Genomic DNA, 16644 nt, shown 5'->3' on the forward strand with positions numbered 1-16644 from the left:
GATCATACGAGTGTTGGGGCAGCATTGGGCATTGGGAATTTGGAATGGGGCATTGGACATAGAGAAGAGACAAGGGAGACAAGGAAGAAACTTGTTCAATAATTCTCCCTTGTCCCCCAATACTGCTCGGTTAAACATTTTTAACTCGGCATTGGGTTTGGGGTAAAGGTTAAAGGGTAAAGGGTAAAGGTTAAAGGTTTTTTCTTTCCCCTTTCCCCCGCCCCTTATCCCCAGAGGGGACCCCACCTTCCCTTTTCCCCAAAACCCGACAAGTATTGCCTTGTCTCCTTGTCCCCCTGATATCTATTGTTTAGTAAAAAGAGGTGTCATGGGCTTGACTCCTTTAGCTGTATCGCCCGCCAGATTTAGGTATTCGTAGATTCCAAAAGCATCCTCAGTGGTTCGCAATAGTGAGTAGTGATTATAGGGTGTTTTATCCACTACACTCCGTGAACCGTGGTTAGTAATTACAATGGTCGCAATGTGACCACCACCAAAGTTAGCATTACTCTTGGGGTCAGAACCGCAACAACCTTGAGTGTCTTTTTTGCCGCGTGGATTATTATCTTCATCCCAAGTAATGACGATCGCATTATTCCCTGATGCAGCCCAAAGCTTTGAGGTAGTGATTTGTTTGACAACATTACCAATCATCGTGTCACCAGTTTTAATTAGTTTTTGCAGATCGGGACACTCTTGTAAACCGTGCATTTCATGGCATTGATTAAATATAATATGACTATAATTGGGAACATTGCCGCTTTTTAGGTCAGTAGCAAGCTGCTCAAAACCCACAATTTTACTTGACAAATTAGGATCGTCTTGTACTTTTTTGAAGTTGATAAAACCGTTATGTTTTGAGGCATACAGCGCTCGGTTTAGACTAGGAGCAACAACAGCTTTAGAACCTGGGGTGGGAATATCTTCAAAGTATCCCTTCCAAGTTAGACCCTTCTCTTCTAGTTGGTCGATTAAGCTTTTAGAGGCGATAGTGTGACTAACATAGTCAGATTTTTGAGAATTCTGACAAAACTTGTCAGCACTACCAATCTGGCAATAAAAAGCATCATCATCATGGATACCAAAAGTACTACCACCTAACATAGCGACGTAGTTAGCCTCGCTAGGATGAACTTCAGCATAGAAATTGCTAGCAAAACCGTAAGTTTTTGCTAGTTGATTGATTATTGGTGCATTGGAGTTGCCAATAATTTGATTGGAGGATTTATTTTCCTCAATAATCACAAAAATACGATCGTATCTAGGGATTGCTTTATCTTCTTTGGTTGGGACAGAGGCTACTAGTGCGGTATTTTCATTTATGATGGTTTTTTTGCTGGGTTCCGTCTTTGTGAGTACTTGAGAATTTGATGAGCAAGCGATCGCAGTCAGGCTTAAACTAAGTAAACAAAGCGCAAAAATAACCTGTTGAGGCGTTTGGTGTGCTGACATAACTAATATTTAGTATTATCAGCTGTTGAGTATATGCTGTGTTGTGTTTAAATTCGAGAAAAAATAGCGATCGCTAAAGTATCTCCTTATTAACCACGATTGATCCAAACGCCTCTGAGTCCAGCTGCTTTAGCGGCGTAGTAGTCTTCTACAACGCTATCGCCAATATGCCATGCTGCCTCTGGGGAACATTTATGTTTATCTAAGGCAATAGCAAAAATTTGAGGATCGGGTTTAGCTGCACGTACCTGGGTAGCAATGGTGACGGAGGTAAAAAACTCTCTCAATCCCAAACTTTGCAATACTGAATAAATCCGGGAATCAAAATTGGATAGCACCCCCAAAGTAACTCCCAACCGCCGCCAGTTGATTAAAGCTGGTAAGACATCGGGATAGACAAACCACGGTTCGCCAGTGCCAAAGTGGATGTAAAGTTCGCTAAAAAAAGCTGAAAAGTCAGAAAATTCTTTGAGAACACCTGCACTTTCAAAAGTGTTCAGGGCAATTATCCGCCACCAATCAAACTCGCGTTGGGGAATATCTTGGAGTTCTGCATCTGGAAATATCGGCGGCGGGGCTGCTTTAAAGCTTTTGATGAAGGCTTTATTCAATGTTTCGGCTGGAACCGTCACACCAAATTCCTCAGCTATCTGACTATAAACTTTACCCACACTGCCTTTAACATCGAAGAGTGTACCCACAGCATCTAAAAAAATAACTTTCGGTTGTTCCATCAAAGTTTGAAGATTTTGAATGTGGAATTTTAGATTTTGGCTTGTTAAAAGCTTCTGTGGGTAGAGTCTAGCATCTCCTAAGTAAGTTGGCGGAAATAAACCAAATCATTGTTACTGGTCATTTGTCATTAGTCCCAATTCCCCATACTTCTCTACGAGAGGCTGCGCCCTAAGCGTAGCTATGCCGCAGGCTTTACGACTGCGCGGTAGTTGAGCGCAGTCGAAACTCAGTACAAGTTCCCCATTCCCAATTCCGAATTAAGTTACTTAGAAAGTGTCTCGATGATTGGACGCACTAGCCAATTAAAACCAACTTTGAGTTGATGGTCTAAAGTTGGCAACCTATATAAATAGGCAATCCGACGAGCGACGGATGCCAAGGGGCCATCTAGTTTAATTCCCAAACCAGTAAGGGTGGCATTGTTTTTACCCAATGTCATCATTTCTCCTAACTGTTGGTAGTGGAAAGGAAGGAGAGGACGATTAGTGAGACTTGCCCAAATATTCCAAGCAGTATAATCAGCTTGTTGAAAAGCCGCTTGTGCCGTGGCGGGGACTTGCTGTCCTTCAACATCATGACAGTCTGCTAAATCTCCCAAAGCAAAGATTTCTGGATGATCGATGACTTGTAGATTGGATGTAGTGTTAATTTGACCGCGCTGATTTTGCTTGAGGGGAAGAGATTTCACTACAGGCGCAACCTTATTTCCCACAGTCCAAATTACCAAATCTACGGGAATCGTGTCTAACTGGTTTTTGTACTCTAGGGTGATGCTATTTTGCTCTATTAATTCGACTTTGGTTTCTAAATCTAGAAACACGCCACGGGCATCTAAAGCTTTTTTTGCTGCTTCCCGGTTAAACTCTGGAGAAGTTCGCAAAATTTGATCGGCAATTTCAACGATCCGAAAGCGTCCTCTTTCACCGAGTCTGTCGGCTAACTTACAGGCTAACTCTACACCACTGTAGCCAGCCCCAATAATTGCTACCCGAATTTTATCAGCATCCGATTCTTCTAAAAATCGCAGGCGTTCTTCTAAGCGATAGGCATCAGAAATTGTGCGGAATGGGTAGCCGTAGGCTGCCGCACCGGGGACTAAATCTAGCGGTGTCTCACCTCCTAGTGCCAGTACTAAGCGATCGTAAGGGATTTCTGGCCCTTCATGTATGTCTACCCGTTGCTGCTCAATGTCAATTCCAGACACAACCCCTTGATAAAAACGCACGCCTGTGCCTTGTAAAAGTTCTTCAAAGGGTGGGGCAATTTCCCAGGTTTGCAGTTCGCCAGTGAGTAATTCGTAAAGTAAAGGGGAGAATAGGAAGCGATCGCTTTGATCTACCAAAACAATTTCGGGTTTTTGCGTAGATTCCCAAGGTAATTGGCTTAAGCGCAAGGCTGTGTAGAGACCACCAAAGCCTCCGCCAAGGATACAAATTCTAGAATTTTGTTGAGTCATCGATTTTATCTATAAAAGGATCAATACAAGCTGGGCAACTAACTTCAGTCTAGTCAGTTAAAGCGGACTTTTCAAAATCACATCAAGTTTTTGAGAGATTAATCATTAATGGTCACAGTTATCTAACGGTCGATTCGCTATATTTAACGGTTAACAGGCAACGGCTAAAAGGAGTTGAAGAGATGGAAATTAAGCCAACTGACCCATCGCTAGCACTCATGGAAATTCCCCCTGGCTATCTCAACATTATGGGTTACGTCGATCAGTCAGAAGTTAATGGCCCTGGTTGTCGTGCAGTCGTCTGGGTACAAGGTTGTCTTCGTGAGTGTCCTGGCTGCTTTAATACTAACTCCTGGTCATTTGAGGCTAACCAATTGATTGCTGTTGATACCCTTGCCGAGAATATTCTCAGCAATCCACGCAATATGGGTGTAACATTCTCTGGTGGAGAACCATTTTGGCAAGCAACTGCATTGGCATCTTTAGCTCGTAAAGTAAAAGCTGCTGGGTTAAATATAATGTCTTTTTCTGGGTTCACTCTCAAGCAACTACAGTCTCAATCTGCGCCGCCAGGTTCTCAAGAATTGTTAGAACAACTTGATATCTTAATTGACGGGCCTTTTGTCCAATCTCTGGCAATTAATTCTCCTAACTCTCCAGTTTCTTCTAGCAATCAACGGGTTCGTGTCTTAAACCCGGCTTTCCAAGACCAAATTACTTGGGCTAGCGATCAGATAGAAGTCCACATCCTCAAGGATGGTGGCCGCATTGTCACTGGTTATCAAGGTGGACTGGAATTAACGTAGAGGCGCAGAAGTAGGTCGATAGGAGGGAGTTAAAACTTGAAAGTTGAGCTTCTGAGGTTCAACGTTCACCTTCTGAGGCTCAACGTTCACCTTCTGAGGCTCAACGTTCACCTTCTGAGGCTCAACGCTCACCTTCTGAGGTTCAACGTTCACCTTCAGAAGCTCAACGTTCACCTTCAGAAGCTCAACGTCCACCTTCTGAGGCTCAACGTTCACCTTCTGAGGCTCAACGTTCACCTTCTGAGGCTCAACTTCCACCTTCAGAAGCTCAACTTTCATCTTTTGAGGCTCAACGTCTAAGTTTTAACTCCCCTCCCTCCTGCCTAATGCCCAATGCATCTGTGTTTGAGACGCATTATATTTAAAAAAAATGCATATCTAAATTTGACTAAACCATTTAAGACAATTTTTACTGAACACCGCGTACTTTGGGCTGTTTTACTCCTTAGTGCAGCACTGGTGATAACACTAGCGCTGTCGCTTTCTCAAGGAGCAGTACCTTTAAGTATGTCGGAATTTTGGCAAGCCATACTCCACAAAGGCGATCCGGTTAAACAGACAATTCTTTGGGATTTACGTCTCCCACGCATTACGGCTGCTCTCATTGTCGGCGCAGCTTTGGGAATGTCAGGAGCATTACTGCAAGGGATGTTACGAAATAGTCTTGCCGATCCATTTATTTTGGGGATTTCTGCGGGTGCTGGATTAATTGTGATTGTGATGATTGTGTGGCAAATATTCCCGATCGCAATTCCTTTAGCAGCGTGGATGGGGGCAATTTTGACTTCTGCGATCGTTATTTTACTCGGTCGTGCGGGTTCGGGAATTTCGGTTGAGCGGTTGATTTTAGGCGGTGTGGCGGTGAGTTCTTTGTTTGGTGCAGTACAAAGTACATTGCTGCTTTTAGCTGAAGATGGTCAAATTCAAATTGCGCTCAGTTGGCTGGTTGGTAGTCTTAATGGACGCGGTTGGCAAGAAATTTCGACGGCTGGCCCTTACATTATTGTTGCATTGATCGGGGGATGCTTACTGGCGCGATCGGTAAATGTGCTGGCTTTGGGCGATGATTTGGCTGTGGGTTTGGGGGTTTCGTTGACGCGATCGCGCTTGTTAATTGGTGGTGTCGCCACTCTCTTAGCCGCAGGTGCAGTCAGCATCAGTGGTTTGATTGGATTTGTTGGTCTTGTTGTCCCCCACGGTGTCCGCCTCATTGTTGGTACAGATCATCGCTTTGTTCTACCGCTTTCCGCCCTTGCCGGTGCATGGTTACTGACTTTTGCAGATTTACTCTCTAGATTAGGAGCAGTAGAACTACCAGTAGGTTCTGTCACCGCTTTGCTGGGTTCACCGCTATTTATCTGGTTACTTTATCGTCGTTCTGCTGGGTTTAATAAATTTTGAGCTAATCCGCTTAGATTAAAGCCAAAATTGTTTTCTAGCTTAGGTTGAGACTATAAAATAATATCCTTTACGCCTAAGTGTATAAAAAACCTGCCAAATTGGCTGTATAAGTTTGGTTGTCTTTGGTAAAGTATTAAAAGTAAATTACTTGTGGGCTATATATACCGAGCTTTACTATACTTTTAAAAGCATTTGGCTAAGTCTGCTCATTTTGCTTTGCTAACGGAATAATAAAAATTGCTGGTGTATTCACTACAACAGCAACAAGCAGAATGATCGGCTTTGGTTTATTTACTTCGTCAATTTTAAAATTGACGAGGTATTTTTATTTATTTACTTGCATTTATACCAATTACCCCCATAATTATTAGGGCGATCGACAAAACTTTGGTAAATGTAGCTGATTCACGAAACCAAATAATACCAATAATCGCAATTAGGACAGTTCCCAACCCAGCCCAGACAGAATAAGCCACGCTTACTTCAAGTCTCTTGAGAGCAAGAGTTAAAAAACTAAAACAAAGTCCATAAAAAACAAATATTAATACTGAAGGGACTAATTTAGTAAATCCTTCTGATAACTTCATGCAAGTTGTGCCTGAAACCTCAAAAAGTATTGCTGCGATGAGATAAATCCAACTTGTTGACATATCTTTTGTGAGCGGTTTGTTACCAGTCTTTTATTATCTCCATGAAAACAATAAAATACAACACTTTTTATTGATATTATTGATTGAGCAAATCCTCTAATACCAATTATTTGTTAAACTGCCCAAAATAATCTGGTTCAAACTTGCGGCAAAATAACCTGATTTAGGAACAATCTAAAATGTATTAGGTATATTATTGTTACTAACAAATAGGTTATTAATTCCGATGCTTGGCTTCTCAAATAAGCTAGGTATCTATCTACCTAATATTAGCTTATACCGTTTTTTTGTGAAGCTGCATATATTTACCCCCCGGCTGTCGCCGTCCCCCCTTGCCAAGGTGGGACTACAGGGGGGTTTTGTTATGTGCATCTTCATAGAGAATTGGTATTACAAGCACATTTTATAAATTATAAATTAGAGAATTATTAAATTCAAGTCTCTCTTGTCGAGTTTACCGAACCTCTCTAGTTCAGATTACCCTACATTTATTGTGGTTCGGTAATCATCATAAATCATGTGATAAAAACCGAATTTACACCACTTTTATTTTTAAATACTATGAAAAGCAAGGAAACAAATCCTCAATTAGTCGAACAGCAAACATACTGATTATACGAGGTAGAAAGATGGCATTAGTACGTTTGAACCCCTGGCAAGAATTGAACACAATACAACGTCAAATCAATCGTTTATTTGATGAAGAAACTTTACCATCTGCATTTTTAGAGAGAGGCTACTCTAGAGTTCCTGCTGCTGAGTTAAAAGAAACTGAAGATGCAATTCATCTAAAAGTGGAACTTCCAGGAATTGAGACTAAAGACCTGGATTTGCAAGTTACAGAAAATGCTGTATACCTCAGTGGTGAGCGGAAGTCTGAAGCTAAATCTGAAGAGAAAGGTGTAATCAAGAGCGAATTCCACTACGGTAAATTCCAACGTGTAATTCCTTTACCTACTCGGATTCAAAATACTAACGTCAAGGCAGATTATAAAGATGGCATCTTGAACCTAACGCTACCCAAAGCTGAAGAAGAAAAGAACAAAGTCGTCAAAGTTAATCTAGCATAATCTGGCTAATTTCTGCTTTATATCTGCTAGCTATTTATTAAACTAAATAAAAAGCGCTCCCTTTTTGGAGAGCGCTTTTTAGTGTGACTAACTGAGGCTATATAGATTTATTAGGAAAGTGCAAAATTTTAAATCTTGTAGAGTGTGTTATCGCCAAGAGTACGACATTACATCAGATTTTAGGTGCGCTAGGACAAATGTTCTAACTTACCTTACAATATTTGCTCTTTATTAAATCTACATTTCTTAGTTAACCGTTAAGCTCATCTTCTTGATTGGTTAGGATTACACAGTCAGAAGTTGGCTTGGCAACGCAGGTGAGAACCCATCCTGCGTCTATTTGATCGTCGTCTAAGAAGTTTTGATCTGATTGGTCAACTGTACCTGAAATCAGCTTACCAGCGCAGGTTGAGCAAGAACCAGCATTACATGAATAAGGCAAGTCCATGTCATTTTCTTCGTTAGCGATCTCTAAGATGTAATCATCTTCAGAAACTTCAATAGTTTTTTCTTCATCTGGAGTCTTTAATGTGACTTTATAAGTTGCCATGTAACAATCCCTAGCTAAATCTGAACTACATTGTTGATCCTACGGGTTTATGTGCTGCTAGTCTAGAGTTAAATGTGGTTGATTACTCTACATCCTGAAGTGCTTAGTGTGAATTGGAAGTGAGAGTAAAAAATTCTGCGATCGCTTCAGCAAATCCCTCAAATGAACTATAGTCCCTAGACACGATGGAGACATTCACACCCAACTTTCGCGCATTGGCAGTTGTATAAGGGCCAAAACATGCAACAATGCAACCTTCATAGTCACTTTGCGAGTTGACCATTGTCAAAAAGCTTTCTACTTCCGCCGTGCTACTAAAGGCAATGACATCAATCATTCCTTGATGTATCAGGTTTAATTCAATACTATAGATACTTGTGTTTAAGCCCTGTGTAATATATGTGGGTACGCGAATTACTTCTGTGCCCAATTGCTGCAAATCCGTAATTAAATTGGGTACAACATCAGGCTCAGGCAAACCAACAACTTCTGGTGCAGGTATCAGCACTTTTTTGTTATGAATTTGCGGAATTTTCGCTAATTCCGCCACAATTCCGGCTGGACTAGATTCTGTTGGAATTAAATCTACCTTGCCACAAAAAGACAATAGGCTTTCTGCATCTTTTCCCAAAGCACATAATTGGCATTTTTCTACCACAGATACAGGAATATTTAAATCATTCATCCGGTGAAAAAATGCAGTGATGCCATTTCTACTTGTGAAGACAATCCAATCAAATTCAGCTATATGGTTGAGAGCAGCATCTAACTTAGCGTAGTTTGATAAATAGCAGGTTTCGATAGTAGGCATGAAAACAGGTAAACCACCTTGTTTGATAATTTGTTCAGATAACCTATAAGCATAATTTCTCGGTGCTGTTACTAAAATTCTCTTGCCATATAGAGGTAACTCTCTAGATGGAGTAAGTATGTTGAGTTGTTTTGATTGGCTGTGCATTTGTTTATCAATAAATGATATAAGCTCAACCTTATCCAAAATAAGCATTGGGATTTAGATGGGGTTGACAGCAACAGATAAATTCCTGACTTCTTCACCGGCATCCTCGACTGAGTAGCAACTTTCCATTAGCCAGTCGATAAAGCCCTTCTGCTTCGATAATAGGGTCGCCTTTTTTCCAAGCACGTGATGTTGGTTCAATATTACGCACTTTACCAGTAGAATATGCTGAAATTAATCCACTCCCTGGACTATTACGTAAAGCACCAGAACCAGTGATGAAGAATGTACCACCTTGCTTGGAACTGCGTGAAATGCAACTATTGGCGATGAGTGCATTGGTATCGATGACGTTTGGAGATGCTCCAGTAAAACTGTTTTGAATGGAACTGGTATCGGGTGCGTTAATATTAGTGATACCTGAAACACCTAATTGAGAACTTGCAGTAATATCACTTTTTTCGGTCAGCTTTGTCCGCGACTCGATACCAAAGATACCTTGCGAGTTGATTTGGACTTTCCCACCGGAACCAGTGTATGCATTGGCGCTGATGTCGCTGTTTTCTTCGGGGATGGCGACGATAAATCTAGAGTTGATATTGATGTTACCGCCATTTCCACCAGCTTGGCTTCTACCTGCGGTGGTTGAAATTAAACCGCGATCGCGCAAAAATAATAAACCATTGATATCGAGGGTGATATTACCACCATTACCTGTATTTGTGAAAGAAGCAATACCGCTACCTTTACCAATAATTTCCAGAAAATTAGCCTTAATTCTAATATTTCCAGCGTCACCCGTACCGATGCTGCCGGAAACAATTTCAGCATCATCACGTACAATCAGGCGATTGGTAGTAATATCTATATCACCACCTTTACCATTAGCCCCTTCGTCAACTGATGATAGTAATCCATCTGCAAACTCACTATCTGAACCAGTCAGGATAATGTTATCAGCTTTTACCGTTAAATTACCTGCGTTTCCATTTCCCTGAGTTGCTGATGATATCTGTGATTCTTCTTGTACATTTAATAGTTGAGTTTTGATGCTGATATTGCCTGCATTGCCTTTAGCTTCACTGTCAACCTGAGTTCTGATACTACTACTTCCGCGTAAATCAATTTGATTGGCATTAATCCCAATATTTCCCGCATTACCTTGACCGAATGTAGAGGCAGAAATTTGTCCGTTATTGCTAAGGTTTAAGCGTCCTGTTATAACGTCAATGTTTCCCCCAGAACCAATTCCTCGCGTTTGTAATTCGGCAAATAAACCTGATGGTGCTGAACCATTTAATCCTTCTCCACCAACCCCATTAATATCAATAGAATCAGTAGCATGAACCACCAAATTACCCCCTTGTCCCTGCCCCAATAACACTGAGGTTGATATATTTCCACCATTACTCAATCGCAACCTTTCCGTGTCAATAGTTATTGTGCCACCTCGGACATCGGTATTACTTCCAGTAACATTCGAGGATAAGTTACTTATCTCATAAAAACCCCCGAACCGAGACAGAATTTCTTGTGTTAGAGGCTCAGACAAAAATTCTTCCGCAGCAACTTGGTCTAGTCTAGCCAACAACTGTTCTTTAGGTACGAAAATAAACCCATCCAATTCTACATCTTTGGCGCGGATAGTAATATTCCCGGCATTACCACTGCTTCTAGTGGATGTGCTCCTTATATTTCCTCCTTGACTGACAGTGACTCGCGGTGTTTCAATTGCTACATTACCTCCATTTCCTGAACCAGAAGATGTACTGCTTGATACATTGCTAGAGAAACCGCTAATCTCTACGTATTCACTAGCTTTAATAAAAATGTTAGCTGCATTTGCACTGCTAGAAGTATCTGTACTGATATAACCCGCATCTTTGAGACTGAGTCGCTGGGTTTCAATGGTAATATCCCCTGCTGTTGCTTGAGTTGTACTTCCAAATGGTGTAGCAATACCTGTAGATATATTACTTTTAGTCACCTCAACGGCATTCCGAGCCTGAATGAAAATAGAACCGACATTTCCACCACCAGATCCAGTTGCTGTTACTCCCTCCCCTAATAAATTATTTTGAAGTCGCAAAGTGCCTGTTTCAATCCGCAGATTACCTGTTGAACCCGAACTTAAGCTTCCGAGTCTTAAAGAGCCTTTATCAGTGATATTGACAGCATCTGTTGATCGCACAGTCAAGTTTCCTGCATTACCTGCACCTCCAGACCCAACAGAGACAAAGCCACCATTGATATTAACCGAGTCCGTAGCATTTAAAGTCAGGTTCCCTCCACTGCCTTGGCCAAAACTCAATGCAGAGAGAATACCGCTATTTTCTGCTATTCCATCTCCAGTAATTGCGATTTTCCCGGCATTGATGCTAATGTCGCCACCCCCACCCGTAGCAGAAGCGCTACTAGCAGATAAAATCGTACTGCTGTTAGCAAGAGTTACTGCATTGCTAGCTTGAATTTGAATATCACCACCCTTCGCTGTACCAGTAGTACCACTCTGAATTCCAGCGCCGTTATCTAAATTCAATTGAGTCGCATCAACAAAAATTGAGCCGCCATTGCTACCAAAAATAAATGAACTATTTAAGCCAATCTGACCCCCAAATAATTCAATTGCACTATTTCCAGTTGCAACGATAAAGCTGTCATTTGTTAAGTTGATGGGTGCGCGTCCGAAATTTTCTGGTAATTTAAAACCCAATGAGGAACCCTTGACATTTAGGCCAACAGTTGTATCTATCCCAACTGCTCCCAATTTAACTTGTCCATTTTGAGTAAACAAATAACTACCATCCAAGGTGATTTCACCGCCAATAAGTGCTAGTGTGCTACCAGAGCCAACACGTAAAGCATCAACAATATTTCCCTGTGAATTCAGAATTACTGCTTGGCTAGTAATATTTCCAGATTGTGAACCAAACTGCAAACCAACAGGTACATTGATACTCAACAATGGCTGCGGTTGTGGATTTGTAGCGCTAAACTCTACCCCATTGGGAAAAATTAAACTATTTGCTGTTGTCCCCAAAAAAGAACCTTGTATATCTAAACTGGCATTTTTACCAAACACAATGCCATTGGGATTTAGCAAAAACAAATTTGCATCGCCTAATACTCCCAATCTCCCAAAAATGTTAGATGAATTACCACCAGTAACGCGAGAAAAAATATTTGTTATCCCGTCTGGATTGGCGAAATAAACGCCTCGACCAACACCGACGTTAAAATCTTGAAAGCTGTGAAATAGGTTACTACTACGAGCCGCACCGCCATCGATAATGTCATTATTTCGATCGAAAGGAATGACTTGCGATCGCTCTTTCCCCAAGCTGTTATCGGGAGTTAACTGAGCAAAAGCAGGATGAATAGAAACTGCAACTGCTCCCACGCACCCCAACCATCCTGCGACGCTAAACCGCAAAATTTTCATAATTTTGAACGCCCTATTTTTCTATTACTGCCCAGATCCCCAAAAACTTTTACGAAGTTGGGGATCTAAATCATCATTTCTATTCGCAGAATTTTTCCAGTTAGCGATCGCTAACAATCTTTTGGAGATATTCGATGCGTTGCTGAGTATTTTTTTGATCTACGTCTTTACCTATCAATATTTCGGACTCTGCAAGGTTTTTAACTAAAGTTGCCCCGATCTGCCCTAGTTTACCATTATCAGTTCCTTTCAATGCTTCTTGGAGTGCTTCATACCATAGATCGTTTTCAGCATAATAATTTACGCTTTCGGAAATGCTAGTAAATTGGTTTTTAGCAAGTGGTTGAGGATCGATAACGGTAAATTCTGCACGTCTAACAATCGCGCCATTTTCACAGTCAATTGAGATTTGCCATGAATATGTTTTGCCCACTGTGAGTTCGGGGTAGTCGCGGGGAAGTTCTAGCTTGTTAACCCCGACTATTGTGGGTATTTCTTGAACTTTGCCAATTTGTTTAGGGTTGTTGCTTGAATCAAATTCAGCCAATCGGAATCGCACATTTTGGGAACTTGACATATACCAAGCTAACATTGGACGGGTGGAAGTGGTTTTACCAATATATGTCTGAGGTGCAAGCGGTGTCAGAGGTATACTGCCGTTACTTGGACATCCACGGGAACCACCTGCACGGGAATGTCCGCTAGCTGGTTTGCGATCGCGTGGTTTAAACTCAGCAAATGCTGGCACTGCTGTCATTAAAAAAACCATGCCCACAACTAAGCTTGTAAGTCTGCGGTTATTTCGCCAAAATCCAATATGTTGATGACTCATGGTAGATGTTGTTGATTGTAGGGTTATCTGAAACTTTTTAAATTCTTAATTTTTTCCCATTTCTATGAGAGATTGTTTTAAAAGTTGCTAGTTATGTATCAAATAGTTTTAGATCCTCCTAAATCCTTCTTAAAAAGGAGGACTTTGATTGCTTATTCCCCCATTTTTTAGGGGAGATAGGAGGGATAGTGATACAATTTGGTACTTTTTAAACATTCTCTGAGCTGAATCATGAATATAAAGTTTTAAAACTCAAATTCTCTCTTAAGTTTCCAACTAAGTTCACAGATAGTCCCGCAAGGAGAAAGTGATTCGCGTCGAAATTCTCCTCTTAATTGTTGAGCAAGTATTTTAGAATGCTTTGTGCCTTTATTTTCTAGTTTTGATGTGATTCCCGAACCATTATCTTTGACGGACAATTTATAGTTATTTAAACTACAAACACCTGATGCTTCTACACGCTTGACTCCTTGGGCATGTTTGCCAACATTACACAAAGCTTCTTCCAAAAAAAGGCAAACTCCGCGTTTGTCTTCCATACTTAAATATTTATCATCAATTGGGTCAAAATTGCGAATTTTAACTTTTAATGTTTTAAAATTTTCAAAATCCTTCCGTTCTAAGGTACTAGAATAAACTTCATATAACAAATCGTGAAGTGGTCGATTCAATTCAAGAATTAATCCGCTACCTAAACGCAAACTCTCTTCTGTAGTTAATGCTTCGAGTTTGAGAAATTCGCCAATCTCTCTAATCTCCCGATCGAGTTTTTCAAATTGTCCTAGCAATTGCTCGTAGGAGATATCTTTAGCACGTAGATGCTTTAATCCATAAGCGAGGGTTTGCAAAGGGCCATTATGAATTACGGTAAAAGTGTTTTGAATGGTGTTTTGACGTTCGTGAATTTGCGATCGCAAGAATTTATCATGCTGATAAAATGCAAAGGCACTCAAACCTACGCCATTTACGGCTAATACAAGCAAACCCGGTGTTACAGGAATCCATACACCCCACACCCACAGCATTATATACCCGCAGCTAAACAGACAAAATCCCGCTACACTCACACTCAGTATATTTTTCCAAACAGATTGGGTCAGCCGTCCGATCGTAATCGGCAAAAACCCCCAAATCAATATCCATGTATACTCTCCAATATCTCCCCAACTGTGCAACATTGGGCGACCATCCATTACAGTACTCAAAATTTGACTGATAACATGAGCGTGATAGTCAATGCCATAAATTTGACCGCTTAATTTTAAGCCAGGCAAGGCAGATGTATAAATAGCATCTCCTGTACTCAGGTTGCGGTTGCCAACTAACACAATGCGATCGCGCAGCAATTCTGCATCAACTTGACCATTGAGAATATCGCGTAGCGACACAACATTAAAAGGTTGCTCACTGTTGCGGAAGTTCATTAAAATTGACAATCCCCCATCATCAACCCTGACGTATCCGCCAAAATTATGGGTAATTCGAGGTAATTCAATCCCACGGAAGTTGATTGTATTCGGGTCATTTTTCCCCGTTTGCAACTCAATTCCTTTTGCATTTAAATACTTAGTAACTAACCGTAATGCTAAAGAATATTTATCTTCGTTGATATTTTTAGGATTCGGCGTATACAACAAATAGCGTCGATTTTTGCTATCCTCATCATTAGGTAAATCAACAAACCCAACTCCTTCGGGTCGCAAGCTCTGGGGTGGTGAAGTTTCTGCCGGGGGTAAAATTTTTTCAATGCCAATAATATTAGAATTTGACCGTAATATATGCGCTAGTTGTTCGCCACCAGGTTCAACAGGAACATTTTTGAAGATATCCAAACCAATAGCTAGGGGTTTATAAGTTTCCAGCTTGGTGAGCAACTCTGCAATCTTCTCATCTGGAATTGGATACTGCTTAATCCATGCAATATCCTTTTCATCGATACCCACAATTACTACACGTTCATCAAGTTTTTCTACCGGACGTAGACGTAACATCGTATCGAGAAGCATCCATTCCCAAGATTGCATTCCCCCAGTTATTCGGATCAACATCACCACAAATAGGACTATAATCCCTGGAGGTGCAGCCAGCGACCACAACCCAAATTCTTGGCAAATACGATTCCAGATTCCCCTTCTCATTTAATTTAATTTAGGATTAATTTTCCCTATATTTACAGCATATTTAAAGTATTTGAACGAAATTTGTTGTAGATGCACAGCAATGCTATACCTCTAGCATGTAGTCTATTTACAGCTATTTTCAGATAAATAGACCAGCCGTTGTAGAGGCAATTCATGAATTTCCCCTACAACGGATGTGGTTCAGATACATGCAGTGCTGTGAGTGAAAATAGCTGTAATTAATCAATTAAACCTTCTTCACGGGAACGAATTTCGGTGAGGATTCGCATATTCTTACCACTTTGCTTGCAGTCTTCAGGATACACCCCCAAAACATCCTGAATCTTCGTCCAGTAAGTACGTACCGCTCGCTCCGATTTATACATTCTGTCTGCGATCGCCTTATCTGTTAAACTCTCTTCAAAAGCCAAACGCAACACATCCAACCATTCCGGCTTGAGTTCGATTCCTGTTTTGATGTCTTTGGTGTGAGTTGCACCTTGGAGTGCTAAATTAACCCGCATGAGCATTTCATCTTCGGGTAATCCTTTATCTGCGATCGCAAACCCACCTTGATGATTATCAATCTCGTGTTTAATTCTGACTAATGCCTTCACATAACTAGTTTGCACTATGAAATTCTGATGGGGATATTCTTTAAGCAAAGTTTGCAACAGCTTAATTCCGGTATCAATTTCTGCTGTCTCCCCTTGGCGATCGGGAATTGATAAATCCATCACAATCAAGTCAAACTGGTAACATTGCACTTGAGAAAATGTATCTTTTGCCGTCTGAGCCTTGATAATAGTAGCTTCAGGATACTTTCGACTTAAGACATCAAGAGTACCAGTCAAAATTAGTTGGTGGTCATCAACAACAAGAATACCGAGCTTCTTTTCCATTCTTAAATGCCCATAAACTTGATGTTCTTTCAAACTTTTCATCACCATATTTTTATCCAAATTAAAAGTTTTTTATGCTTTACTACTCAATACTTGGCTATTGCAGGTAATATTTAAAACAGCACTCTTTTAAATGTCCTCTTTAAACTCTCCGCCTATTTTAATTTGAGATGAATGCCCTACCTATGCAGAAAAGTGCAAATAATGCCGAGAGGAGATTGTTCATCACTACTAGCTTATTTTTAATTCATGCACTGAGAAGGTTCTGGG

At 40.8% G+C, this 16644-nt stretch carries 14 protein-coding genes; 3 read left to right on the top strand and 11 right to left on the bottom strand.

From position 1 onward, the window contains the following. Positions 1-303: 303 nt before the first annotated feature. The 3 genes from NPUN_RS08210 to NPUN_RS08220 all read right to left on the bottom strand — a co-directional run bounded on the left by NPUN_RS08210 (position 304) and on the right by NPUN_RS08220 (position 3643). The gene (locus tag NPUN_RS08210) at positions 304-1452 is read right to left on the bottom strand and encodes an alkaline phosphatase family protein (protein ID WP_012408323.1); all 1149 of its coding nucleotides are present in this window, start codon (positions 1450-1452) and stop codon (positions 304-306) included. An 89-nt stretch (positions 1453-1541) separates the two neighbouring features. Further along, a complete protein-coding gene (locus NPUN_RS08215; RefSeq protein ID WP_012408324.1) occupies positions 1542-2186 on the bottom strand; it encodes an HAD-IA family hydrolase in 645 nt (214 codons plus the stop codon). Between the two features lie 263 nt (positions 2187-2449). Then, the gene (locus NPUN_RS08220; RefSeq protein WP_012408325.1) at positions 2450-3643 is read right to left on the bottom strand and encodes an NAD(P)/FAD-dependent oxidoreductase; all 1194 of its coding nucleotides are present in this window, start codon (positions 3641-3643) and stop codon (positions 2450-2452) included. Positions 3644-3825: 182 nt separating this feature from the next. On the opposite strand from NPUN_RS08220, the gene NPUN_RS08225 reads away from it, so the two are divergent. Continuing rightward, on the top strand, positions 3826-4449 hold the full coding sequence (locus tag NPUN_RS08225) for a 4Fe-4S single cluster domain-containing protein (RefSeq protein ID WP_012408326.1): 624 nt from the start codon (positions 3826-3828) through the stop codon (positions 4447-4449). Here the strand turns inward: NPUN_RS08225 and NPUN_RS43040 are convergent. After that, positions 4441-4728, bottom strand: a complete 288-nt coding sequence (locus NPUN_RS43040; RefSeq protein WP_041565267.1) for a hypothetical protein — start codon at positions 4726-4728, stop codon at positions 4441-4443. The two genes, NPUN_RS08225 and NPUN_RS43040, sit on opposite strands and share 9 nt — an antisense overlap. Positions 4729-4782: 54 nt before the next feature. On the opposite strand from NPUN_RS43040, the gene NPUN_RS08235 reads away from it, so the two are divergent. Beyond that, the gene (locus tag NPUN_RS08235; RefSeq protein WP_012408327.1) at positions 4783-5850 is read left to right on the top strand and encodes a FecCD family ABC transporter permease; all 1068 of its coding nucleotides are present in this window, start codon (positions 4783-4785) and stop codon (positions 5848-5850) included. A 329-nt stretch (positions 5851-6179) separates the two neighbouring features. Here the strand turns inward: NPUN_RS08235 and NPUN_RS08240 are convergent, their stop codons facing one another. Then, positions 6180-6500 (bottom strand): DMT family transporter, encoded by a 321-nt coding sequence (locus NPUN_RS08240; protein WP_012408328.1) that lies wholly within the window; start codon positions 6498-6500, stop codon positions 6180-6182. 629 nt (positions 6501-7129) lie between these two features. On the opposite strand from NPUN_RS08240, the gene NPUN_RS08245 reads away from it, so the two are divergent. Further along, complete coding sequence (locus NPUN_RS08245; protein WP_012408329.1) at positions 7130-7570, top strand: Hsp20/alpha crystallin family protein; 441 nt, start codon at positions 7130-7132, stop codon at positions 7568-7570. A gap of 250 nt (positions 7571-7820) precedes the next feature. Here the strand turns inward: NPUN_RS08245 and NPUN_RS08250 are convergent, their stop codons facing one another. From NPUN_RS08250 to NPUN_RS08275, 6 genes are all read right to left on the bottom strand, one after another. Then, positions 7821-8120: a 2Fe-2S iron-sulfur cluster-binding protein gene (locus NPUN_RS08250; protein WP_012408330.1), complete on the bottom strand. Its 300-nt coding sequence runs from the start codon at positions 8118-8120 to the stop codon at positions 7821-7823. Positions 8121-8223: 103 nt separating this feature from the next. After that, positions 8224-9078 carry a uroporphyrinogen-III synthase gene (locus NPUN_RS08255; protein ID WP_041566001.1) on the bottom strand — a complete coding sequence of 285 codons (855 nt, stop codon included), beginning with the start codon at positions 9076-9078 and terminating at the stop codon, positions 8224-8226. 94 nt (positions 9079-9172) lie between these two features. Beyond that, entirely contained in the window at positions 9173-12520 is a 3348-nt protein-coding gene (locus tag NPUN_RS08260; protein WP_012408332.1) for a two-partner secretion domain-containing protein, read from the bottom strand. A gap of 100 nt (positions 12521-12620) precedes the next feature. Next, entirely contained in the window at positions 12621-13352 is a 732-nt protein-coding gene (locus NPUN_RS08265) for a DUF928 domain-containing protein (RefSeq protein WP_012408333.1), read from the bottom strand. A 245-nt stretch (positions 13353-13597) separates the two neighbouring features. Continuing rightward, positions 13598-15490: a sensor histidine kinase gene (locus NPUN_RS08270; protein ID WP_041565268.1), complete on the bottom strand. Its 1893-nt coding sequence runs from the start codon at positions 15488-15490 to the stop codon at positions 13598-13600. A gap of 221 nt (positions 15491-15711) precedes the next feature. Next, on the bottom strand, positions 15712-16422 hold the full coding sequence (locus tag NPUN_RS08275; RefSeq protein ID WP_012408335.1) for a response regulator transcription factor: 711 nt from the start codon (positions 16420-16422) through the stop codon (positions 15712-15714). Positions 16423-16644 lie beyond the last annotated feature (222 nt).

The organism is Nostoc punctiforme PCC 73102 (assembly GCF_000020025.1).
In the GTDB taxonomy this organism is placed as follows: domain Bacteria; phylum Cyanobacteriota; class Cyanobacteriia; order Cyanobacteriales; family Nostocaceae; genus Nostoc; species Nostoc punctiforme.